Source organism: Brevibacillus sp. NPDC003359, from assembly GCF_042878995.1.
GTDB lineage: Bacteria > Bacillota > Bacilli > Brevibacillales > Brevibacillaceae > Brevibacillus.
Genome location: NZ_JBIAOR010000014.1, coordinates 14,070 through 34,509 on the forward strand (window position 1 = coordinate 14,070; position 20,440 = coordinate 34,509).

General features: G+C 47.7%; 18 protein-coding genes and 1 pseudogene. 9 read left to right on the forward strand and 10 right to left on the reverse strand.

What is annotated here, in order from left to right:
- Positions 1 to 521: 521 nt before the first annotated feature.
- From ACFYU8_RS24715 to ACFYU8_RS24730, 4 genes are all read right to left on the reverse strand, one after another.
- On the reverse strand, positions 522 to 1,826 hold the full coding sequence (locus tag ACFYU8_RS24715; protein ID WP_390304786.1) for a hypothetical protein: 1,305 nt from the start codon (positions 1,824 to 1,826) through the stop codon (positions 522 to 524).
- A 95-nt stretch (positions 1,827 to 1,921) separates the two neighbouring features.
- Positions 1,922 to 2,737: an SDR family oxidoreductase gene (locus ACFYU8_RS24720; protein WP_390304788.1), complete on the reverse strand. Its 816-nt coding sequence runs from the start codon at positions 2,735 to 2,737 to the stop codon at positions 1,922 to 1,924.
- A gap of 33 nt (positions 2,738 to 2,770) precedes the next feature.
- Positions 2,771 to 3,226 (reverse strand): MarR family winged helix-turn-helix transcriptional regulator, encoded by a 456-nt coding sequence (locus tag ACFYU8_RS24725; protein WP_390304790.1) that lies wholly within the window; start codon positions 3,224 to 3,226, stop codon positions 2,771 to 2,773.
- A 665-nt stretch (positions 3,227 to 3,891) separates the two neighbouring features.
- Complete coding sequence (locus ACFYU8_RS24730) at positions 3,892 to 4,026, reverse strand: hypothetical protein (RefSeq protein WP_390304792.1); 135 nt, start codon at positions 4,024 to 4,026, stop codon at positions 3,892 to 3,894.
- 223 nt (positions 4,027 to 4,249) lie between these two features.
- On the opposite strand from ACFYU8_RS24730, the gene ACFYU8_RS24735 reads away from it, so the two are divergent.
- Positions 4,250 to 5,881: a peptide ABC transporter substrate-binding protein gene (locus tag ACFYU8_RS24735; protein ID WP_390304794.1), complete on the forward strand. Its 1,632-nt coding sequence runs from the start codon at positions 4,250 to 4,252 to the stop codon at positions 5,879 to 5,881.
- Between the two features lie 353 nt (positions 5,882 to 6,234).
- On the opposite strand, the gene ACFYU8_RS24740 is transcribed toward ACFYU8_RS24735, so the two are convergent.
- The 3 genes from ACFYU8_RS24740 to ACFYU8_RS24750 form a co-directional block, all read right to left on the reverse strand.
- Entirely contained in the window at positions 6,235 to 7,620 is a 1,386-nt protein-coding gene (locus ACFYU8_RS24740; RefSeq protein ID WP_390304797.1) for an L-cystine transporter, read from the reverse strand.
- Positions 7,621 to 8,326: 706 nt separating this feature from the next.
- Complete coding sequence (locus tag ACFYU8_RS24745) at positions 8,327 to 8,575, reverse strand: hypothetical protein (RefSeq protein WP_390304799.1); 249 nt, start codon at positions 8,573 to 8,575, stop codon at positions 8,327 to 8,329.
- 108 nt (positions 8,576 to 8,683) lie between these two features.
- Complete coding sequence (locus ACFYU8_RS24750; RefSeq protein ID WP_390304801.1) at positions 8,684 to 9,481, reverse strand: carbon-nitrogen hydrolase family protein; 798 nt, start codon at positions 9,479 to 9,481, stop codon at positions 8,684 to 8,686.
- Between the two features lie 170 nt (positions 9,482 to 9,651).
- On the opposite strand from ACFYU8_RS24750, the gene ACFYU8_RS24755 reads away from it, so the two are divergent.
- The 5 genes from ACFYU8_RS24755 (at position 9,652) to ACFYU8_RS24775 (ending at position 16,156) form a co-directional block, all read left to right on the forward strand.
- The gene (locus tag ACFYU8_RS24755; protein WP_390304803.1) at positions 9,652 to 11,115 is read left to right on the forward strand and encodes a sensor histidine kinase; all 1,464 of its coding nucleotides are present in this window, start codon (positions 9,652 to 9,654) and stop codon (positions 11,113 to 11,115) included.
- A 15-nt stretch (positions 11,116 to 11,130) separates the two neighbouring features.
- Positions 11,131 to 11,826, forward strand: a complete 696-nt coding sequence (locus ACFYU8_RS24760; RefSeq protein ID WP_390304805.1) for a response regulator transcription factor — start codon at positions 11,131 to 11,133, stop codon at positions 11,824 to 11,826.
- A 200-nt stretch (positions 11,827 to 12,026) separates the two neighbouring features.
- Positions 12,027 to 13,496: an S-layer homology domain-containing protein gene (locus ACFYU8_RS24765; RefSeq protein WP_390304807.1), complete on the forward strand. Its 1,470-nt coding sequence runs from the start codon at positions 12,027 to 12,029 to the stop codon at positions 13,494 to 13,496.
- A gap of 100 nt (positions 13,497 to 13,596) precedes the next feature.
- Positions 13,597 to 14,262, forward strand: coding sequence for an ankyrin repeat domain-containing protein (locus ACFYU8_RS24770; RefSeq protein ID WP_390305030.1), 666 nt, complete (start codon positions 13,597 to 13,599; stop codon positions 14,260 to 14,262).
- A 184-nt stretch (positions 14,263 to 14,446) separates the two neighbouring features.
- Positions 14,447 to 16,156 (forward strand): hypothetical protein, encoded by a 1,710-nt coding sequence (locus ACFYU8_RS24775; RefSeq protein WP_390304809.1) that lies wholly within the window; start codon positions 14,447 to 14,449, stop codon positions 16,154 to 16,156.
- A 447-nt stretch (positions 16,157 to 16,603) separates the two neighbouring features.
- On the opposite strand, the gene speD is transcribed toward ACFYU8_RS24775, so the two are convergent.
- Positions 16,604 to 17,413: an adenosylmethionine decarboxylase gene (gene speD / locus ACFYU8_RS24780; RefSeq protein WP_390304812.1), complete on the reverse strand. Its 810-nt coding sequence runs from the start codon at positions 17,411 to 17,413 to the stop codon at positions 16,604 to 16,606.
- Between the two features lie 203 nt (positions 17,414 to 17,616).
- Here speD and ACFYU8_RS24785 point away from each other — a divergent pair, with 203 nt between their 5' ends.
- Complete coding sequence (locus tag ACFYU8_RS24785; RefSeq protein WP_390304815.1) at positions 17,617 to 17,970, forward strand: DUF805 domain-containing protein; 354 nt, start codon at positions 17,617 to 17,619, stop codon at positions 17,968 to 17,970.
- 104 nt (positions 17,971 to 18,074) lie between these two features.
- On the opposite strand, the gene ACFYU8_RS24790 is transcribed toward ACFYU8_RS24785, so the two are convergent.
- Entirely contained in the window at positions 18,075 to 18,947 is an 873-nt protein-coding gene (locus ACFYU8_RS24790; protein ID WP_390304817.1) for a sugar phosphate isomerase/epimerase family protein, read from the reverse strand.
- 45 nt (positions 18,948 to 18,992) lie between these two features.
- Positions 18,993 to 19,160: a Gfo/Idh/MocA family oxidoreductase gene (locus ACFYU8_RS24795; RefSeq protein ID WP_390304819.1), complete on the reverse strand. Its 168-nt coding sequence runs from the start codon at positions 19,158 to 19,160 to the stop codon at positions 18,993 to 18,995.
- A 70-nt stretch (positions 19,161 to 19,230) separates the two neighbouring features.
- Here ACFYU8_RS24795 and ACFYU8_RS24800 point away from each other — a divergent pair, with 70 nt between their 5' ends.
- Both ACFYU8_RS24800 and ACFYU8_RS24805 read left to right on the forward strand, forming a co-directional pair.
- Complete coding sequence (locus tag ACFYU8_RS24800; RefSeq protein ID WP_390304821.1) at positions 19,231 to 20,046, forward strand: Gfo/Idh/MocA family protein; 816 nt, start codon at positions 19,231 to 19,233, stop codon at positions 20,044 to 20,046.
- Positions 20,043 to 20,387, forward strand: a pseudogene (locus ACFYU8_RS24805) (Gfo/Idh/MocA family protein); the annotation flags it as partial. The gene ACFYU8_RS24800 and the pseudogene ACFYU8_RS24805, both read left to right, overlap by 4 nt.
- Positions 20,388 to 20,440 lie beyond the last annotated feature (53 nt).

The window sequence follows — 20,440 nt, forward strand, 5'->3', positions numbered from 1 at the left end:
TGGGGAGGAAACAGGAGAAAACGCTCAGCTTCTAGGGCCACCCGCTGGGGGAATGACTGCCCGACTCCATGCAAAAAGCGAAACCGCGTCCAAAGTGGTCCGTTCCAGATGTTTTTCAGAGGTGGACGCTTAAAGGCGTGTTTCGCTTTTTGCATTGCGTCTCGGTCGGTGTCCCTAAGATCCTCGCTGTTTTCTCCTGTTTCCTCTACTAGCTATCCTTGTTTTCCGATTTTTTAATGCCTGAAAAGATTGAAGAACCTTATCAGTTACGACAGAGAAGAATATTTCCAGACGTAGCGACTTGTGGAGTCCTACCGAGCGGAGAAGGGATTTGCGGGCAAAAGAAACGCAACGTGCCCCTACGTCAAAGCGGCTACCACTTTTGCGTTTCCCCGCAAATCCCTTCGGAGCGGGCAGTCTTAACCCCCAGCAGGACGGAGCCTGGAGCCTAGACTGGAAATATTCTTCTCTTCACCGCAGCCCCATAATAAAAAAACACCCGAAAATCACGTCGGGTGCCTTCATTTTTTAAGCTGATAAAGCTTCTTCGGTCGTCCACGCACCGCCTGCTGCTCTTCCCCGCTGAACTCGGCCAAATCGACTTCGCACAAACTGCCCATGATGCGCTGTGCATTCCGTACCGTCATTGATAAATGCGAAGCGATATCCGTTGTGGAAAACGACTTCCAACCCATACGCTGAACCAACGCACGGAGCTTATGATACGATTTGACGCTGACGTTCGCACGGTTCAGCTTTTCCAGCAGCTCGCGATCACTGGAGCGGTACGAATAGGTGAGCTCCTCTGTTTCTCCCACTGATTCCATCATGACGCCATTATCCTGTACGACGACAATGCCAGCCCCTGGTCGTTCTTTTGCGTGCTGGATCGCTTTTCGCGCATTGTTTTCCGCAGAAAAAGCTGTATCCCCAAAGCCCACACCTACTGCAACCGGAACCTCTGCCTCCAAGGAGAGCTGTTCCACCGTATGTCGTAGCATTTCAATTTCTCGTTGAATCGCACCGCGCGAACTGAAAATCTGGTAGCGTCCGTTGCCATTTGCCAGCAGAGAGCCGTCCAGTCGATCACAGAGCGCAAGCAGAATTTGTCTAATCTTCAGCTCCAGATGCTGCAAGTAAAAGCGCGTGCTTGCCCGCTCGGGAATCTTGTCAAACTGCTCCAGCTCAATGATCTCTACCCCGATTTGTGTGTCCTTGAAATAGGAGCTTTTCACCTTCTCAATGACGATTTTCATCGCCTGACGAATCTCCATTTTCGTCATCAGGACACGATAGACAGGAATGCCTTCCTCGCGCAGCGCATGTTCAACCACTGAAAACGTGGTGAACGCTCCTTGTGTCTTGCCTTCACGCCAGAGTGAAACATGAAACTGCGTGATCGCATCGAGGTCAAAATTCTCGTCGTACGTACTGACATAAATCCCCTCTTTGGGTATGTCCAGCTCCGACATCGACTCGCGCAAATGTGTTCCTTCCGAATCAATCATATCTATGGATACACGGTTCACAGCTGTCTTTTGATCAATCGACATCTGAATGAAGCAGCGGTACAGATTTGAACCATTCGGTGGGCAATACACGATATTGGCATCCGGGCTGAGTACGTTTTTCGCGATGGTAAATGGAATCGGGCCAGAGAAAAACCAACCGTTTAAATCTGCATGATGCTCCAGAACGATTTTACTCACATCCCGTACGTCTTCATAACGAAAAGGAACGAATTCGATTTCATGCTCAAACTCATTGGCGACCGCCAGTATCCGCTCCACCGAAGGCCGCGGTCCTACAACACCGATTCTATACATAAGGGCGTTTTCTCCTACCTGTTCATGATAGACACCTTTTCCTCATTCATATCATGTGCCGTTCTCTTTGTCTACTGGATGCCAAGCATGCTGTACTACGCTTGCTCCATAATTTGCATAACCATTTGTTCGAGTGAAGCAGTGGGCTTGCCGATGATTCTCTCCAAATCCGTCGTCGTGCTGCTCGCATCAATTTGCATCAAGAAGCGATACAGCCAACTTTCTGCAACAGGGTCCTCCCGATGCCTGATGGATTTCCCTGTCTGTGCCGTCAATACTTCAGCCAGCTCTGCGAAATTCCAAGCTCGGGAAGCCGTAAGCTCGTAAGTCTGATTTTCGTGCCCCTCTGTGCTGATGACAGTGGCAGCAGCCAATGAAAGATCCTCACGTGTCACTGTATGAAAGCTCCACTTGCCAGGGTATGTAATGAGCTCTCCTGTTTCGATTGCCTGCTGAATACCAAATGCCGCAATCACATCACTGTAAAGTCCATTCCGCAGAAACGTATACGGTATCCCTGTCGTGCGAATGGCGTGCTCCGTTGCCAAATGGAGATGCGTGAGCGAGATATTTGCTTTTTTCAAAAAGGCAAAGCTGGTATACACCATGTGAGTGATGTTTGCTTTTTTCGCCGCTTCTATGACATGACTATGCTGTCGTACACGAACCGTATCATCAGAGTGCGGGCTGGAAATAAACAAAAGCTTCGTGCCGTCCGCAAAAGAGCGTTCCAGAGACAGAGGGTCATCATAATCCGCCTGTCTTACCTCGATTCCCAACTCTCTTAGCCGTGTCGCTTTGTCCAGTCCGCGTACACAGGCAATGAGGCGTTCTCTTTCCACCCTTTTCAAAAGCTGTTCGATAATCAAGCTCCCTAATTTGCCCGTTGCTCCTGTGATGAGAATGGACATGCTTTTGCCCCCTTTACCCCCGCACCTCAAAGTTCATCTCACACTTTGCCTTATTTTCTCTAATAAAAATATCAGTTGATGCAGCTCCTGCTCCTCCAGTCCTTTTAGCCCCTCTGCAATTACCTGGCGATTCCCGGGAAGGTGCACGAAAAGAAGCTGTTTTCCTGCTTCCGTCAGTGAGATTACGGATTTTCTGCCGTCTTTGGGATGGGGAGCCCGGTGTATCAGACCGTCTGTTTCCAGTGGTGCAAGCAAAAGACTAATGTTGGCCTTCGTCACTCCAATGCACTCTGCCAAGCGTGAAGGCAGGATACTGTCACCATGCTTCACGATCTCTACCAATAGTCGGATTCTTGCACCGTTCATGCCTTTTGCATGCCAATATTTTTCTGAGAGCCCCACCAAATCTGCGGTGGCGTCTACCAAGGAAAAGAATGCTTTTGTCCGTATAGGGGGCTGGTTTACATACGTTTCGAGATCATCTACCATGCTCTTCCCCCCTCATTTAGTTAAGTGCTTAACAACTCGAAATGTAATCCATCTGTATTTTTTTGTCAATGGGCAAAGCATTTTCATTACGCGAGTAAATATTTTTGTCGAGAAACTAAAATCGGGACTGAAATAGAATTAAAAAGAACTGATGGTTATATACACCTTATCCATCAGTTCTTTCTCTATGAAAAATTTTCCATTATTAAGTTGAGTTCGAAGATTTAATACGACTAATAGCGATTCAAGTTTTTAATGTACTTACCATTAGCCACTTGTCTCTCGTAAATCCATCCTGGAGGAACAGGTGAATATTTGCTCACTAATAATACGGTTCCATAAGGAGCTCCAACGACATTCATGATTGTTTTGCTATCATAATTCTCTCGCGATATAACCCATCCAGTTGGAATGGGGGAGAACTTGGTCACATTGAACTCCGTACGATAAGATGCTCCTGTTGTAAATTTTATTACCCGACCAGCTAATTCATCTCTTAAAACTACCCATCCTTGTGGAACGGGAGAATATTTGCTAACTCTTAATTCCGTACCATAGGGAGCACCTGCTGTATTTTTAATGAGCTTGGAACCTAGGTCTTCACGAATAACGACCCACCCCGGTGGGACAGCAGCGGATTTTCGAATCCATTCCTCATCTGAACTCTATTTGGCAGAAGCTAATGATTGTTCTTTCAGCTCATCAACAATGGATGATGTGTTTGTGGCTTGAATCGGAGACGTTAGCACTGCAGAAAATACGGCTACACTTAATGCTGAAAAAACCATTTTCTTGAACATAGTGATCCCCACCTCTCCTACCAATTAATAATTTACAAAATATACCATATTTTTAAAAATGAGTAAATTTTTTAGAAAAATCAATTAATTTTATACCACTATTTCTATCTATCAATGACCTAAGTAAATATTTTTTATCGAGAAACTAAAAAAATTCCTTTGCTATCGAAAACACAAGCAAATATTCTGAATATACGTTTCTATCATTTTCAAGGGGGTATTTATGAAAAAGGGACTGGCAATTGCAACCTGTCTTACCTTGCTATTCGGGGTACTAGCGGGGTGCTCGAACTCTTCCGCACCTGCTGAACCCACTGGCTCAACAACACCTGCAAAAACACCAAAGACAGAACCAATGGTGTTAAAATGGAGCATCAACAGCGAACCTCCTTCGATGGATCCTGGGATCGCCGTCGACGCGGATTCGTTTGACATGATTTACGCTGCCTTTGAAGGGCTGACCAGCTACGACGTGAACGGACAGCTCGTCAATGCAACGGCTGAGAGCTTCACCAACTCTCCGGATTACATGAACTATACCTTCAAAATTCGCAAGGACGCCAAGTGGAGCAACGGTGATCCTGTCACCGCCCATGATTTCGTCTATGCGATCAAACGCAACCTCGATCCAAAAACGGCGTCCGAGTACGCCTATCAGCTTTACTACATTAAAGGAGGAGAGGAGTACAATACAGGGAAAGGTAAAGCAGAGGACGTCGGCGTCAAAGCTGTAGACGACTATACCGTCGAATTCAACCTGAATTCACCGACTCCGTTTTTCCGTGAGCTGACCTTCTTCCCAACTCTCTTCCCGTTACATCAAAAAACGCTGGAAGAAAACCCGAAATGGGCTGACGAGGCAAAAACGATCGTGGGAAATGGTCCATTCATCATGGATACGTGGGAGCACAAAAGCAAGATCGTCTTTACGAAAAACCCGAACTACTGGGACAAAAACAACGTCAAACTCGACCGGATTGAAATCGCCATGATCGAGGACAACAATACAGCGTTCTCGATGTTTGAGAATGGCGACATCGATTGGGGCGGCTATCCTGCGTCAACACTTCCTACAGATGCAATCCCTACTCTCAAAGATGCAGGCAAGCTGATGGTCGCGGATAATCCGGGCACACAATCCGTTGTTTTTAATACAAACAAACCGCCGTTCAATAACAAAAAAATCCGTCAGGCCTTCGCTTATGCGATCAACCGTCAGGAAATCATCGATAACATTTTGCAGACCGGCGTTCCAGCCGCCTACGGTTGGGTCCCGACTTCTATGGGAATCAAACCAGACGGCTACTTTACAGAAGACCAGGCGAAAGCCAAAGCATTGCTGGAGGAAGGCATGAAGGAGCTCGGACTCTCGACCTTCCCGACTGTCACCTACACCTTTGACACGAACGATACCAATAAAAAGCTGGCCGAAGCCCTGCAAGACCAGTGGAAAAAAGCACTCGGCGTTAACGTGAAGCTGTACACAGCAGAGCTAAAGGTATACCGCGACATGAGATCGCAAGCCAACTTTGACATGATTCGCTTCCAATGGGGCGCAGACTTCAACGACCCGATCAACTTCTTGGAGATGTTCCGTGACAAAACGGGCGGAAACAACCACCCGGATTGGGAAAATGCCAAGTTCAAAGAGCTGATCGACAAGAGCTACAACGAGCCTGATTTGGACGCGCGCAAAAAAATCCTGCTCGAAGCAGAAACGATCCTCATGGAGGAAATGCCTTTGGCGCCGATCAACTTCCGGGGAAGTCCTTACGTGAAAAACGACAAGGTGAAGGATTTCATCATCTTCCCGCTTGGAGGCGCGTACTTCAAGTACACCTCGGTTAATCCATAAGAGATAAAATCCTATTTATGTTTGTGCGAACATAGTGGTGTGGAAGAGAAAAACGGGCTTCCTCCGTTGGTGGCACGCCAACGAGGAAGCAGGGAAGTCCGTCTCCACTCCAAAAAGCGGTACGTCGACCAAAAGCCACCCGATGGGCGGTAGCTTCTCGATGAAGAAGTTGGTCGACAAGCGTGTACCGCTTTTTTCCGTTCCGACTGGGAGGGCGCGCCAAGGCCTCCGGTCGCTCCGTTTTTCTCTTCCTCTTCGTAGCATTATTTATTCACGAGCTTCATTAAAACACATAACCCAAACAAAACAGGCTGTACCTGTCTAGATAGACGGTACAGCCTGTTTTATTACATTTATACAGCTAGCGTTTTTTGTTCGTTTCCGTGGTAGGCATTGGTATCCAGCTCTTTTGTCACTCTGCTGGTGAGTAGCCCTGACGTCATGCTTCCGCTAACGTTCAAAGCTGTGCGGCCCATGTCAATCAACGGTTCAACGGAAATGAGCAGACCGACAATTGCAATTGGCAAATTCATCGTGGACAAGACGAGCAGTGCTGCAAAGGTCGCCCCGCCCCCTACGCCTGCTACCCCAAAGGAGCTGAGTGCCACTACTGCGATAAGCGTCAGGATGAATGATGGTGTCAATGGATCAATTCCTGCGACTGGAGCCACCATGATAGCCAGCATCGCTGGATACGTTCCTGCGCAACCGTTTTGTCCGATGGAGAGTCCAAAGGAGCCTGCGAAGTTGGCAATTCCCTCAGGAACACCCATGCTTTGTTGCGTTTTTACATTCAGCGGCAACGCGCCGGCGCTCGTACGCGAAGTGAACGCGAACGTCAGGACAGGGAATGCTTTTTTCACATAGGTGATTGGATTCAACCCTGCAAACGTCAACAGCAACAGATGGACGATAAACATGATGATCATCGCCACATACGAAGCGACAACGAACTTGCCCAGCTGCCAGATGGCATTGTAATCACTGGTCGCAGCAACTCTAATCATGATTGCCAGTACACCATATGGCGTCAGGCGCAAGATCAAAGTCACGACACGCATAATAATCGTATGGAATGCATCCACAATTTTCGCGAACAATTCAGCTTGCTCCGGATTTTTGCGTTTTACCCCTAAATAGGCAACTCCGATAATCGCAGAGAAAATCACGACGGCAATCGTAGAAGTCGCCCGATCTCCAGTCAGATCGAGGAAAGGATTCGCCGGAAGCAATTCCAGAATTTTGGCTGGCATGCTCAAGTTCTGGATATCACCCAAGCGCTGCTCCACCTGTTCAATCCTAGCCGCTTCCGCATCCCCCTGCTGGAATTGTGCCCCATCGAGATTAAATGCCAAGGTAGTCGAAATCCCGATTGCTGCCGCGACAGCAGTCGTCCCTACCAAAAGTCCGATAATCAGCGTACTGATTTTCCCAATGTTATTGGTTAATTTCATTTTGGTGAAAGCTGATAAAATAGAGATGAATACCAGTGGCATTACGATCATTTGAAGCAGCTTCACATAGCCCTTACCTACAATGTTGTACCATTCGATGGTGGATTTGAGTACGTCCGATTTGGCTCCGTATACGTATTGCAAAATGAGTCCAAATAAAATCCCGAGTCCGAGACCAACAAATACCCGCTTGGAAAAAGAAATATGCTTCTTTTGCATGGCATACAATCCAGCAATGAATAAGAGCAACACAAGAATATTTACGATGATCAATAACGTCGACATATATTCCCCTCCCTTTCGTTCTATGTACCTCTCATTATTGTATTCGGTATAGATATAGTTATATTACCAACAATCCCTACTGGTCAAGTATGAATTGTTTTTGTATTATTCCAAACTGTTTTACAGAGGTACATAATATCCAGCTGTAGTGGTGGGGAGGAAACAGGAGAAAACGCTCAGCTTCTTGTCCCGCCCGCTGTGAGATTGACTGCCCGACTTCATGCAAAAAGCGCAACCGCGTCCAAAGTGGTCTCTTCCTCGAAGTTATTTCAGAGGTGGACGCTTAAGAGCGTGTTTCGCTTTTTGCATTGCGTCTCGGTCGGCGTCCCAAAGATCTTCGCTGTTTTCTCCTGTTTCCTCTACGAGCTTTCCGAGTTATTCGGGTTTTAAAAGCCTTAAAAGAATGCAGAACGTATTCGGTCACGCTAGAGAAGAATATTTCCAGACGTAGCGACTTGTGGAGTCCAACCGAGCGGAGAAGGGATTCGCGGGCAAAAGAAACGCAACGTGCTCGCGCTACGAAGCGGCTACCACTTTTGCGTTTCCCCGCGAATCCTTTCGGAGCGGGCAGTCTTAACCCTCAGCAGGACGGAGCCTGGAGCCTAGACTGGAAATATTCTTCTCTCCACTACAGCCCTGCATAAGAAAACCAGGAACCGCCCCTTTGGACGATTCCTGGTTCGTTAGTCGTACGAAATCTTTTCGCTTATTGCAGTTGTTTTCTTACCAAACACCACAGCCAAGTAACGACGACCGCACCAATGACTCCGGCAATGACGTTGAAGCCGGCCCACATCCACAGCCAATCACCCAGTACCAAATCGCCCAGCCAGCTACCCAAAAGAGCAGCAATGAGCGAAGCCCACCAGCCTGATCCTGCCGCTTTTCCTGTACAGATCTTACTCATTGCCCACCAAACGACCACACCGACGACAGCCCATACGAACCAAAACATTCGTACACACTCCCTCTCTCATGATGGTGACGCTTACATAAGGGCCAAAATAATGACTAATTATCTGTTACCATCATATTGAACAAATGAGAAAGTGTGCATAGGCATTTAATTGGTATACAGTTCCGCTCGGCGGTTGGCTACGCTTGGCAATTTGCCCCGTACTCGTTCAATCCGATTTAAATCCAGTTCTGTGATCAATAACGTTTCTTCTTCCCCTGCGCTGGCGATCACGACACCCATTGGATCGACGAACATGCTCCGTCCGGCAAAAATATTTCCAACCTGATCAGCCGCACATACAAACATCGTGTTCTCAATGGCACGCGCACGAACCAGGGTCTCCCAGTGATCCTCTTTCATCGCTCCGGCTACCCAGCCTGCTGGCACAAACAAAATATCGGCACCTTGGAGCGCAAACTGTCTCGCGATCTCCGGGAAGCGCACCTCGTAGCAAACCATCAGCCCGATTTTGCCGAATTCCGTTTCCACCACTTGATACGGATTATCCCCAGGCGCGATGAAATCCGATTCTGTGTAGGAAAAGGCATCGTACAAATGTGTTTTGCGGTACGCATGAAGTAGCTGTCCTTCACGGCCTAGAAAAACGGTCGTATTGTACGCGCGGTTTTCGTCACCCTCGATCGATTCAAACACGCCGCAAACCACGTGTACCCCATGCTCACGCGCAAGCTCCGCCAAACCGGAAACAAATGGACCATCCAGCTTTTCCGCTACCTCCGCTGGCGTTACTCCCGACTTTGGCGTGGCAGGTGCACTGTACATTTCAGGCAAAATCACAAAATCTGCCCCTGCTGCCTTTGCTTTTGCGATGTAATCAGCTGCTTTTTGCAAATTTTGCGTCTTATCCATCGTTGCTGTAAGTTGTGCAATTGCTACTTTCATGAATATCCCCCATCCTTCCCATTCATTCAGATCTCTCGTTTTCTTACTTGCTAGTATAACTGATTTTGACCGAGTTCCAAGCAAATATGCTTTACCAACTGGATGTCTTGTATATAATGGACTTGTCATCTTGCGAATAAATTTTCACCTCATTGGAAGTAGGTGAGTCCATGTCAATCCGTATCAAACTGCTGCTCTCTTACACAGGAATGCTAGTCATCAGCTTGCTGACGTTTTTCGTCGGTGCCAGCCTGTTTACGATTGCGGCGACAGGCGATATCAACAGCTTTCGCGATTTTTATAAAGTGCATTATCAGCTCAACCCGCTCACAGAACAGGAAGAGAATATTTTCCTTGAATTGAAATATCTCGCGAAGAATGAGCCGGACCAGCTGCAAAACGCGGAGCTGCTCGCCGATTACGATTTCAAGCTCAAAACGGTACGAGCCGGCCTGTATGTCCGCAGGGAGAGCAATCAAGTCTTTGCCTCCCCAACCATCAATCAACCCGAGCTGGAAAACAGCTTGCCGCCCTATGACTTGAACAACAACCAGATTCGCAACACGTTCAACATCGGCGAAAGATTTTATGCGTATGCCAAGTTTGACTTCAAGTTCTCGGATGGCGCAAAAGGCAGTGTCTTTGTGATCCGCGAGCGCAGTCCATTTGGTGAAGTTATCCGCAAACTGCTGCCGATTCTCGTGTTCCTTCTCCTCGGCGTCATTGTCATCGCAAACGTCTTGTTGTACCGCTGGATTACCCGTAGCGTCGTCAAGCCACTCGATCTATTGCGCAATTCGGCTGAGAACATCAAGGAAGGCAATCTGGATTTTGAACTCTATCTGCACACGAAGGACGAGATCGGACAACTGAACGAAGCGTTCGAAAACATGCGCAAGCGATTGCAGGAATCAGTACGGCTGCGCCTTGCGGACGAAGAAAGCCGCAAAGAACTGATCTCCAACATCTCGCATGATTTGCGTACACCGATTACCAATATCAAAGGCTACATCGAGGGAATCCGCGATGGTGTGGCTGATACCCCGGAGAAAATGGACAAGTATGTAAACATCATTTACTCCAAGGCGGTAGACCTCGACATGCTCGTCGATGAGTTGTTTCTCTACTCCAAGCTCGATCTGAAGCAAGTGCCCTTTACGTTTGAACATGTGGATATCGTGCAGTTTTTGGATGATTGCATCGACGAGCTGCACTACGATCTGGAAAAGAAGGGCATCAGTATTCAGTGGAATCAGCGCACAGCAGAAGCCATCCTGGTCATCGCCGATCTGGAAAAAATCAAGCGCACCGTCTTAAACATCATCGGCAACTCGCAAAAATACATGGATAAACCTGAGAAAATTATCTGTGTCTCGGTTCAAGGGGACGCTGATTGGGCCACCATTGAAATAAAAGACAACGGCATCGGTATCCCGCAAGAAGCCATTCCTCACCTGTTCGAACGCTTTTATCGAGTGGAGCAATCCCGTAATTCTTCCACAGGCGGTAGCGGTCTCGGACTCTCTATCGCGCGCCAGATCATCGAGGGTCACGGTGGCACCATCTGGGTGGAGAGCAAGCATGGAGTAGGTACCAGCCTGTTCTTTACGTTAAAACGTACCCACAAACAATAGGAGGTGCACATTTCCATGTCTTCACGCATCCTCATCATTGAAGATGAGACGACCATCGCTCAGCTAGAACGGGACTATTTTGAACTGAACGGCTTTCAGGTCGATTTATGCCACTCTGGCAGCGAAGGCCTGCCGCTTGCCCTCAATGGCGACTACAGTTTGATCATCGTTGATTTGCAGCTTCCTGGCATGGACGGCTTCGAATTGTGCAACCAGATCAGACAAGTCAAGGAAGTGCCGATCCTGATCGTCTCCGCCAAAAAAGAAGAGATCGATAAAATCCGCGCCTTTAATCTCGGTGCCGATGACTATATTACAAAGCCATTTAGTCCAAGCGAATTAGTAGCCAGAGCCAAAGCCCATCTGACAAGATACGAACGTTTGACAGCCCGACAAACTCAACCATCGAACGCAGAGATTCATATTCGCGGTCTCGTCATCGATAAAGTATCGCGGAGAGTCTACGTACGCAATCAGGAAGTCATTTTCACGACACGAGAATTCAATCTGCTTGAATTTTTAACGACTCACCCGAATCGGGTTTTTAACAAAAATGAGCTGTTCGAACGTATCTGGGGCATGGATTCCAGCGGAGATATCGCCACAGTTACGGTGCACATTCGCAAGCTGCGGGAAAAAATCGAAGTCGATCCGTCCAATCCGCAGTATATCGAGACGGTCTGGGGTGCAGGTTACCGATTTACTGTCTAAGCGTGAATACCATGACCATCACAAAACCTTCAGCTTCGACGAGGGCGGATTTGCCGCTCCCCGTCAAAGCTGAAGGTTTTTTAATAATTTTTTAAGAACTTTTTTAGATTCTATTAATCTCTTGTTTCTTGGCAGTTTAGGTCTCTCGACTATCCTACAGGTAACAAACAAAAGCAACTGATCTGAAGGAGGACCAACTGATGAGAAAGTTTTCCAACAAAATCGCGATTATGATGCTCGCAACCGTTTTGGGCACAGCATCCCTTCCCTACGCTGCACTGAACGTGCAAGCAGCTTCCACTCCCCTGAGTGCTCAAGAAATTCAACAAGCCGTTACTGAACTCTCCAAGCTGAAAGTCATGCAAGGCAATAACATTCACAATCAAGTTACGCGTGCCGAGCTGGCAAAAATGGTCGCACACACTTTTGGCTTGCAAGGTGGCAAAACAGATAAATCCGTAGCGTTTACGGATGTGAAAGCAAATGACTGGTTCTATAAATACGCGGTTGATTTGGTATCCCTCGATATCATGCAAGCAAAAGATGGTCAATTTGATCCGCGTGGAACCGTGACAGATACTGAATTCACACAAATCGTTGCAAAAGCGCTCAAGCGTGATGTGAAGTCGGTTAATCACTGGGCAGAACGCTTCTTCTCCGCAGACAGCACCGTTACTCGCGGTGAAGCCGCTTATCTTTTGAATGTGGCTCGCCAGGCAATCCCTTCTGATAGAGCGGCCATCACGAACGTAAAAGCCTTGAACGAAATTACATTGATTGTGACCTTCGACGCTCCGTTGACCGCAGAAAACGAAGCATTTGCCAAAGCAAAAGAAGACTTCGTCTTTAGCGATGGGCTGACACTGACCAACATGCCGCGCCTAAAAACAGGATCTACCCATACCTACATCGTGCCAACATCGGTTCAAAAGCCAGGAACCACCTATTCCCTGACATACAAAGGGAAAAAAGCGGGCACATTCACAGGCAACGCAACCAAGATCGACATGACGGAAGTGCGCCAAGTAACAAACGACACGTTTGAAGTCGAGTCCTTGCGAGCAAATAGTGTCATCGATTATGGATATATCATCTCTGCCTACAGTGGAGGGCGCGGTGCAAATGCATTGGTACTGGATCAAAACAACAGAGCAGACGGCAAAACGTATCAAATCATTCCTTCCATGCAAGCAAGACAAGTGACCATTACACCAGAAGGCGGACAACCAATCGTAGCGAAATACGTGCCTTTCACACAATCAACAGACGGCAAACAAGAAATTAAATTCCGTCTCCCAGAAGGCCAAGTCCTGACTCCGGGCGTTACGTACACCATTACCTCCGACTGGGCGACTATCGCGAATCCAACCTTCGTTGCAAAAGAAATCGCTCCGCTCGAAATCAGCGAAGCCAATACAGCTAGTGAAACTTCTATCACCGTTACCCTGACAGAGGATCCGGGAGACGAGCTGTTCTCCGGACGCAGCGTAGAACTCGCGAGTGCAAACGGAGAAAAACTGCTGGCGACGTACAAATATTCCAGCCGCAAAGGTACCACAGGCGTGTTTGACATCCAGCAAGATGGTAAACTGAAAGCAGGTACCACATACACGGTAACACCTGTCGGCGATTGGGCTGGCAAATCTTCTGCCGAGCTGACAGTCGAGTAGTCTTTGTGTGATGCAAGTATCCAAATCAAAAGAAAGGTGTGGGCTCGCTGTGCTGTATGCAGGTCTTTTGACGGCTGCCATTATTCTGTCAGGGTGTGAGATGAATTGGAATACCCTCTTAACAAGTGGCGAGCAGCAAGCAACCCAGGCGGTGAAAGTTGAAATGGATAAGCTGAATCAAGCCTTATTGACAGCAGCCAGTCAAGGAGATAAAGCATCGATTGAGAAGCTGCTTGCAGAAGGCGCAGATATTGACGCTACCGATAGTAGAGGCCGCACCTCTGCGATGATCGCGGTCCACTCTGCTCAACTCGACATTTTCAATTTGTTGGTTGAACACGGAGCCAACATCAACATTCGAGACAACAACTTAGACAATCCTCTGCTCTTTGCAAGCGCAGCAGGTCAGCTAGCATTCGTAAAAGCTTCGATAGCAGCAGGTGCCGACACTACCATTACAAACCGTTTTGGCGGAACGGCCTTGATTCCTGCGGCTGATCGCGGACATGTCGAGATCGTCAAGGAACTGCTCACCACCTCTGATGTCAACATCGATCACGTCAACAGGCTGGGCTGGACCGCTCTCTTAGAAGCAGTGATTTTGGGCGATGGTGGCAAGAAGCATCAGGAAATCGTGAAGCTTTTGATCGAGCACAAAGCCAATGTCAATCTCGCTGATCACGATGATGTGACGCCTCTTGCGCATGCGAAGAAGCATGGCTACAAGGAAATGATTGAAATGCTCACGCAGACTGGCGGAAAATAAGAAGATAGAAGATAACTTAATTGAAAAAGGATAGGGTCGTCAGAAATCATCTGCCCCCTATCCTTTTTCTTATTTTCTAGACCTAAAGACCTTGCCAAACTCAAAACTTTTTCTATATTCAGGCGTCAATTACTAGTGAACTATTCCATTATACCTATACTATTTTGATAGGAGCCTGTTTTACATGACCGTCAGCTCGTATTCATCTATTCTGGAAACGGACAAACGAATCCGAAAAGCTTCTCCTAACCTTGAAGCCAAGGTGGAGATGTACAAGCTCTTTCTTGCCTCTACAGACGCTATAGAAATCCACATGAATAACCTGACGCATCCTTTGACTACCATCAGAATCTATGACAGCCATCGAACAAAACTCGCAGAAGCTGACTATAGTCCGAACGCGCCCATCATCCTTCCGTTTTTTCCGGAGGAAGAAGGTCTTTACTACGTGCAACTGACGATTGGTCCTGATCCAGACCCCCAGCACACCTATCAACTGCACGTGGATAAGTACAAACGCCTATCGGGGATCATCAATCAATCCGAGGAATTTACCGCAGAAAATGGTCCATACATGATCGGACCAAAGGATGTCATCGTAGCTGCTGGGGCCTCTATCAGCTTTGAAGCAAATACATCCATCAACGTACGCTGCCAAAACAGGATCGTCGTCCAAAACGGTGCCTCTATTTCTTTTCGTGGGGAATCAGACAAACCCGTCGTCGTCATCGGTGCCATTGACGATACAAATGCGCACCATTGGAATCAGCTCGTGTTATCTCCCTTGGCTGAGGCAAGCTTCCAGCACATCATTGTGCAATACGACAACGACGAAGACGGAGTGGACTTCCTGACCTCAGCAGCCCCTTTCGTAGCGATCGCCTCATCCGTTGAAGAATTCGAGTCAACCGTTGCCAAAACGAACTACGTGGAGCGGGCCGCAGTCGTGTCTCCCTCTTCTCGACTGGACTTCATCAAAACTTGGTTCCAACAGTCCAGTCCTTATCGCTTTAGTATTTTGGGCGACCTCTTGCCTGAGCTTTATTTCGGTATTGATGTCACCACCTTTGCACGGTGGGAAACGGATACGAAGCGGATTAACGAAGAACGCGTAGAAGCTGGTGAAATCAATTACTGGGATTTTGTTAACGGCAACTTCACTGCCGATTTAATAGAAGCTACGTATTTGTTTGCCAATAATGAGAGCAGCCCGGAGCTGCGAATCCAACGATTGATTGATTTTCTGATCATCGCGCAAAAATGGAGGAGAAAACACGGGTGTTTCAGCCTGTTCGACATGATTGATCCCTTCCATGATCACGATGAGGAATTTTACAAAACGTTTGAACAGATGTCGTCCTCCTTCTGGCTCGCGCACAATACGTCCATTATTCACTGGGATACCCTTTCACGGGAACTCGGCATTTGGCAAAAAGAAAGTTTCTTCGAACGGCAATTCATCAACTCTGTCATGATCCGCCTGCACTTCGCAGCCGATCTGCCGTTTTCCCTTCCCGGGTATGGAAACAACATTCCACCTGTCGGCTTTCTCGGTATTTCCATTCACTTTGGCCCGTTCCGCTATCCAGAAGATTACCCGGCTCCCGAGCCTGAATTCGACGTCAATTACGGCGAACTCTCTACAGCTACATACGTAAAATTTATGTTCGAATCGTTGCTCAATGGCAAAACGAATCCCGTCTACACGTGGTGGATACCTACACAAGCGGACAAGGAGCTGTTTCGAACCTTGCAAGAAAAAGGCATTTCGCTGGATTCCCCTCCGGAAGATTGGGACCGCGAATTCGTGCAGCCTGCTAGAAAAACGCTGGAGGAGATTCGAGCTTACTATCTTAACCCTACTGCAAATGAAAGGTTCACCTCCAACTGTTGAGGTCGGGAGAAGCCATGCCACATGACTTTCGAACAGCAGAGGATTATTTCGGGGGATTAGACCTTTTTGTCAGTTATGTCTGGAAGTCTTTTGAGGGTGAAACTTTTGTTTCACCCTTTTGTGTAGCCTGTAGGAATTATTTCGATTTAAGATCTTTTGAATTAACGTTCAGGGAAGCACACAAAGCTGCGTGGAAAGAAGCGCATTTCCAGTCCAAGCGCCTCTGGAGCCCAACAAAGCGGAGGGCTGAATGGAGGGAGTGCTTTTAGCTTCAACTCTGCGAATACCTCATCGAAACTTCTACTTTTGAAGCGGCTCCCGCTATTCAGCCTGGAGCGGACAGTCCACCCCACAGCGGGGCGTAGGCCGAAGCGTAGACTGGAAATGCGCTTCTTTCCCCCACTACAGCTACGAAAAAAAGCCCCCTCATCGGAGAAGGCCCCCTCTTTAATTCACAATATTTTTCCCATAGTAAATCTCGTCCATCTCTATTTGCAATTGCTCCGTAATATCCGCCTGCTCCTCCAGTGTCAGCTTATCCTTTGTGTATCCGAACAAATAATTGTTCAGATCAAATTGCCTCCGCTTGCATTTGGTATGAAAAATATTATCTTGGTACACATTTACATCAATCATGTGGAACAATTCCTTAATTTCCTCGGGAATATAATTTTGGATCGAACTGATGTCGTGATCGATAAACAGCTTGTATCCATGTATATCCCGGGTAAATCCGCGCACCCTGTAATCGATCGTCATCAAGTCTGTATCAAACGAACGAATTAAATAATTTAGTGCTTTGAGCGGAGAAATCTCGCCACAGGTCGAGACGTCGATATCGGCCCGAAACGTACTGATGCCCTCCGTTGGATGGTACTCAGGGTATGTATGCACCGTAATATGACTCTTGTCCAATTGCAGCACCACATTTTCAGGTAAAGGTCCGGGGGATTCCTCATAAGATTCAGTAGGGACTTCTACGACTGGCCCCTCGGATACAAGAAAAGTGACGCTCGCACCTTGTGGTACGTAATCTTGTTGGGCGACATTCAGTACGTGTGCGTCGATAATATTCGACACGTTTTTCAGGATATTCGTCAAACGCTCGGCATTGTATTGTTCATCTATGTATTCGATATACGCTTCCCGTTCCGCTTTTGTTTTCGTGTAGCAGATGTCGTACATGTTGAAGCTGAGTGACTTGGTTAAATTGTTGAAGCCGTGCAGCGTAACGTTTTGTTCTGTTTTTTGTTCCAAGCGCATTTCCCCCTGTGGTAGCATCAAAACTCGTTCGCTCTTACTTTTTCCTCCATCTCCTTCATAAATACCAGTTACTTTTGTCCTAGACAAAAATGATTCATTAGCATCAGTAAAACTTTACAGGATATGGTTCTAATTCCTTTGGTTTAGTGATAAAATATCGAAGTGTGTCAAAATTTAGCAGAAAGGGGGAAATTATCATGCATTGGTATACAAGCGTATTGAAGAAATACGTTGCTTTTGAAGGAAGAGCTAGACGTCAAGAATATTGGATGTTCACTTTGTTCAACATCATCGTGTCTCTGGTAATTGCTCTCGTAGACTCATTAATTGGTACAGCATCTGTTTTGGGTATGATCTATTCACTAGCAGTATTACTGCCTAGTTTGAGCGTAACTGCTCGCCGATTGCACGATACTGGAAGAAGCGGTTGGTGGATCCTTCTTGGATTGATTCCTTTAATCGGCGCAATTATTTTGATCGTATTCATGTGCCAAGACAGCCAAGGAGACAACAAGTACGGTGCGAACCCAAAAACATCGCAATCATTCTAATGTCTCTATCGCCTCTCCTCATAAGGGAGAGGTTTTTTCATTTTTTGCCCAAAGAAAAACCGGCAATTCGGGGCTCCCCAAATGCCGGTTGATCTATGACCGTTTTACGCCTCGTCCCAAAAACGTCGCAGGTTGTCCATCCCAATCTTGGACCCTTCGCGGCAATCTTCCATGCCTTCGAATTCGACTGTGATATAGCCATCATAGCCGGATTGCTTGACCAGCTTGACGACTTCCCGGATGTTGATGTCGCCTTGTCCAACTATCGCCCCACGCAGGAAGTTGCCGTTGACAGTTTTGAACCATTTGCCTGCGCCTTGATCATGGTAAGACGGACGGAAGTAAAAATCTTTGAAATGCACGAGCGAAGCATATGGCAGATTTTTTTGCACGCCTACCAGCGATGCCTCGTCTACGCACATGAAGTTTCCGATATCCAGCGTCGTTTTGAAATTCGGACGGTTGACCTCATGCAGGACGCGCTGCACGCGATCACTTGCCTGCACGAGCCAGCCGTGATTCTCGATTGTCGTCGTTATTCCAAATTGTGCGGCATAATCAGCGATTCGTTGGCTTCCCTCTACCATCTCAGCCAAATGCTTTTCAAAGTATTCGATCGTCGTCTCCTCTACGGGAACAGTAAAGGCGGACACATCGTGGCGCATATGCTTGATGCCCATGCGGTGCAGCAAATCGACATGTGTCTTTACACGTCCGACTTCTGCTTCGAAGGCTTCTTCGTCTGGCTGAATAAAGTTGGTCGGCATCGAGTAGTTGGACAGCTCAATCCCTACCGCTTTTGCCTTATCCCGAACAGCGTCTGCCAATTCGTAGTTATCGACCAGTGTAAAACCGTACGGCACGATTTCCATGTGCTCGCCGCCGTTATCCGCGATCCATTGCACGACATCCAGTACATCCATTTCACCAGCTCGGATTGCTGTCAGCAGACTGTAAGTGCTCAATCCAATTTTCATCCGTTCCACCTCATTCGATTTATTGTATAGAAAGGCTACTGCTCATCATGATGAGAAATGAACCTTGTTGATAGTCACGACTTGCTTGAGACGATGGGATTCATAGGCTGCCTTCACCACTTCGAGCGTCCGCAGTCCATCTTCTCCTGTAATAGACGGAGGTCGGCCTTCCATGACATTTTGCACAAAATCGGCAATAAGCCGCTCATCCATATCCACAGCCTGAACAAGTGTCAAAGAGTCGCAGGCTTGGTTTCGGATCAAAGAGGCAGAGATTGTAGGTGTGGCTGACAGCTTGTCTTCTTTGGGCGAAATCTTGCAGGGAACAGAAGTGGATATCGTGGATATTGGCTTGGTTTCAGAAAGCGCTGACCCATGGGTGACGATTGCTGCACAGGCGGGAAAGCATATTTTATGCGTAGATGGTTCTGGTCTAGGGCGTGAAGGAATCAGTTTGTGCGATCAATATGATGTAGTGCTGCAATGCGCAAATACGCTGCGTTTTGCTCCAGAATACGAGCAAGCGCACGAGCAAATAAAGAATGGGGCGATAGGCAAAGCAGGCGTCATTCGATTGCGAAGAGGTGCTCCTGCTTTGGCTGAAAATGCAGGGGAATGCCTATTTCAAGAGCTTGGAATACAGGAATTCGATTGGCTGCGCTGGACGTTCGGTGAGGTTGAGCGAGTAATGGCGCGAGAGGTCAAGCACACGAATGAGTCAGGAAAGATCGTCCATTATGCGCTGGTCATGCTTCGAATGGCAGGCGGGGCGATTGCTCATGTAGAGCTATCTTGGGCGGAGGGGACAGAACATGCTTCCATTGAGCTTACCGGTGATCAAGGGATGATTACACATGATAGCCGGGATAGCATCCCAATTCGCTGGAGTGGGGGAGAGCGGTCTCTTTCGGCAACATTCCCAGGGTTGGACCTGATGCAGCGACAGCGGGAGCATTTCGTTCGCTGTGTACAAAAACAGGAAGTGGCACGTCTGCATTCTCGTGATCTGCTAGCCGCACTCGATATCGTTGCAGCGGCGAGAAAATCGGTCAAGACGGGACAACCTGTGAAGCTCATCCACGGAGGTGACGAGGGATGAAGGTAGGAATCATCAGCTTCGCCCATATGCATGCGCATAGCTACGTTACTTATTTGCAAAAGCACCCCGATGTGCAGTTGATAGCGGTCTGGGATGATGACTTGCGTCGTGGAGAGGAAATGGCGACAGCCTACCAGCTCGATTTTTACGAAGATCTGCAAGCCTTTTTGCAGTCTGGTATCGACGCGATCATTATTTGCTCGGAAAATGCCAAGCACAAGGAGCACGTGATTGCGGCAGCGCGAGCGAAAAAGCACATTCTGTGTGAGAAGCCAATTGCCACCGAGATTGCGGATGCACGCGAAATGATTCAGGTTTGCAAAGTAGAAGGTGTCATGCTTCAGGTTGCCTATCCTGTTCGTTTTGCACCCGTGATGGAAAACGTCAAACAGAT

Excerpts from the sequence above, each read along its gene's own strand:
- ACFYU8_RS24760 (WP_390304805.1), top strand. The coding sequence starts at position 11,131 with ATGTCTTCACGCATCCTCATCATTGAAGATGAGACGACCATCGCTCAG.
- ACFYU8_RS24785 (WP_390304815.1), top strand. The coding sequence starts at position 17,617 with ATGCATTGGTATACAAGCGTATTGAAGAAATACGTTGCTTTTGAAGGA.
- ACFYU8_RS24755 (WP_390304803.1), top strand. The coding sequence starts at position 9,652 with ATGTCAATCCGTATCAAACTGCTGCTCTCTTACACAGGAATGCTAGTC.
- ACFYU8_RS24720 (WP_390304788.1), bottom strand. The coding sequence starts at position 2,737 with ATGTCCATTCTCATCACAGGAGCAACGGGCAAATTAGGGAGCTTGATT.
- ACFYU8_RS24770 (WP_390305030.1), top strand. The coding sequence starts at position 13,597 with ATGAATTGGAATACCCTCTTAACAAGTGGCGAGCAGCAAGCAACCCAG.
- ACFYU8_RS24740 (WP_390304797.1), bottom strand. The coding sequence starts at position 7,620 with ATGTCGACGTTATTGATCATCGTAAATATTCTTGTGTTGCTCTTATTC.
- ACFYU8_RS24730 (WP_390304792.1), bottom strand. The coding sequence starts at position 4,026 with ATGTTCAAGAAAATGGTTTTTTCAGCATTAAGTGTAGCCGTATTTTCT.
- ACFYU8_RS24725 (WP_390304790.1), bottom strand. The coding sequence starts at position 3,226 with ATGGTAGATGATCTCGAAACGTATGTAAACCAGCCCCCTATACGGACA.
- ACFYU8_RS24775 (WP_390304809.1), top strand. The coding sequence starts at position 14,447 with ATGACCGTCAGCTCGTATTCATCTATTCTGGAAACGGACAAACGAATC.
- ACFYU8_RS24765 (WP_390304807.1), top strand. The coding sequence starts at position 12,027 with ATGAGAAAGTTTTCCAACAAAATCGCGATTATGATGCTCGCAACCGTT.
- ACFYU8_RS24745 (WP_390304799.1), bottom strand. The coding sequence starts at position 8,575 with ATGTTTTGGTTCGTATGGGCTGTCGTCGGTGTGGTCGTTTGGTGGGCA.
- ACFYU8_RS24795 (WP_390304819.1), bottom strand. The coding sequence starts at position 19,160 with ATGGATGAGCGGCTTATTGCCGATTTTGTGCAAAATGTCATGGAAGGC.
- ACFYU8_RS24750 (WP_390304801.1), bottom strand. The coding sequence starts at position 9,481 with ATGAAAGTAGCAATTGCACAACTTACAGCAACGATGGATAAGACGCAA.
- ACFYU8_RS24715 (WP_390304786.1), bottom strand. The coding sequence starts at position 1,826 with ATGTATAGAATCGGTGTTGTAGGACCGCGGCCTTCGGTGGAGCGGATA.
- ACFYU8_RS24790 (WP_390304817.1), bottom strand. The coding sequence starts at position 18,947 with ATGAAAATTGGATTGAGCACTTACAGTCTGCTGACAGCAATCCGAGCT.
- ACFYU8_RS24735 (WP_390304794.1), top strand. The coding sequence starts at position 4,250 with ATGAAAAAGGGACTGGCAATTGCAACCTGTCTTACCTTGCTATTCGGG.